The sequence below is a fragment of the Limnohabitans sp. genome, from assembly GCF_040401135.1.
GTDB lineage: Bacteria > Pseudomonadota > Gammaproteobacteria > Burkholderiales > Burkholderiaceae_C > Limnohabitans.
Genome location: NZ_JBBAOV010000024.1, coordinates 33,857 through 35,430, shown reverse-complemented (window position 1 = coordinate 35,430; position 1,574 = coordinate 33,857). Strand labels below are relative to the sequence as shown.

Here is a 1,574-nt window from a genome sequence, read left to right as displayed (position 1 = left end):
AGCTGTGAATTAGCGGGTGCCAAACAGTTGCTTGAAAAATTACCTGCCTTGCTAGGTGGCGCTGATGTGCGCGTGATTTCTGCCCCCTGCGTGGGCCGATGCGAACAAGCGCCCGTTGCCGTGGTGCATCAAAACCCAGTGACGCACGCCACACCTCAACGGGTGGCCGAGGCGGTAGCACAGAAACAAACCCACCAAGCCATGACGGAGCATGTGGGCTTGGATGACTATGTCGCGGATGGCGGCTACCGCTTGGTGGCCGATTTGCATGCAGGCAAAGCCGATGCAGAGCAAGTGCTCAAAGCCATGGAAGATTCAGGCTTGCGTGGCTTGGGCGGAGCAGGCTTCCCAGCAGGGCGCAAATGGCGCATCGTGCGCGAGCAACCCTCACCGCGCTTGATGGCAGTGAACATTGATGAGGGCGAGCCCGGCACCTTCAAAGACCGCACGTACCTCGAGCGTGACCCCCATCGCTTTTTAGAAGGCCTGCTGGTCGCCGCCCATGTGGTGGGCATTGATGCGGTCTACATTTATTTGCGCGACGAATACCATGGCTGCCGCGAACTTCTGACCCAAGAGTTGGCCAGTTTGCAAGCCAACCCACCTTGCCCACTGCCGCTCATTGAATTGCGCCGTGGTGCGGGCGCCTACATCTGCGGCGAAGAGTCCGCGATGATTGAAAGCATCGAGGGCAAACGTGGGGTGCCCCGCATGCGTCCGCCCTACATTGCACAAGTGGGTTTGTTTGGCAGACCCACACTCGAACACAATTTTGAAACTCTGTATTGGGTGCGCGACATCGTGCAAAAAGGTGCCGACTGGTTCAGTGGCTTTGGACGGCATGGTCGCAAAGGCTTGCGCAGCTTCAGCGTGAGCGGTCGCGTGAAGCAGCCGGGCGTCAAGCTCGCGCCGGCGGGCATTACCATTCAAGAGCTGATTGACGAATATTGCGGTGGCATGCTCAACGGCCACGAGCTCTATGCGTATTTGCCAGGCGGCGCATCGGGTGGCATCTTGCCCGCCCGCATGAACGACATTCCTTTGGACTTTGACACCCTGCAAGCGTACGGTTGCTTCATCGGTTCAGCGGCGGTGATTGTGTTGAGCCAACACGACTCAGCGCGCGATGCAGCCATCAACATGATGAACTTCTTCGCGCACGAAAGCTGCGGCCAATGCACGCCGTGCCGTGTGGGCACAGCCAAAGCCGCGCAGCTCATGCAAGCCAAGGTGTGGGACAACGCCACCTTGGAAGACTTGAACCAAGTCATGACCGATGCCTCGATTTGTGGCCTCGGTCAAGCCGCACCTAACCCCGTGCGTTGCGTGCAAAAGTACTTTCCAGAGGAGATCGTTTAAATGAACGCCTCGACCAAACCCGCTGACTTGATGCCGCAAACTATTGCGTTCAAGCTCAACGACCAGCCTTTGCACGCCTATGAGGGCGAGACCATTTTGAAAGCCGCACAAAGGCATGGCGTAGACATTCCCCACCTTTGTTACAAAGACGGGCTACGCCCTGACGGCAACTGCCGCGCTTGTGTGGTCGAGATCAAAGGCGAGCGCACCTTGGC

Annotated in this window: 2 protein-coding genes; both read left to right on the top strand. The window is 58.1% G+C overall.

What is annotated here, in order from left to right; translation table 11 throughout:
• Positions 1–1,359, top strand: a 1,359-nt coding sequence (locus tag ABWP81_RS08070; RefSeq protein ID WP_353140933.1) for an NADH-ubiquinone oxidoreductase-F iron-sulfur binding region domain-containing protein, incomplete at its 5' end; no start/stop codon positions are given.
• Positions 1,360–1,574: 2Fe-2S iron-sulfur cluster-binding protein (locus ABWP81_RS08065; protein ID WP_353140931.1), on the top strand; the 215-nt coding region annotated here is incomplete at its 3' end.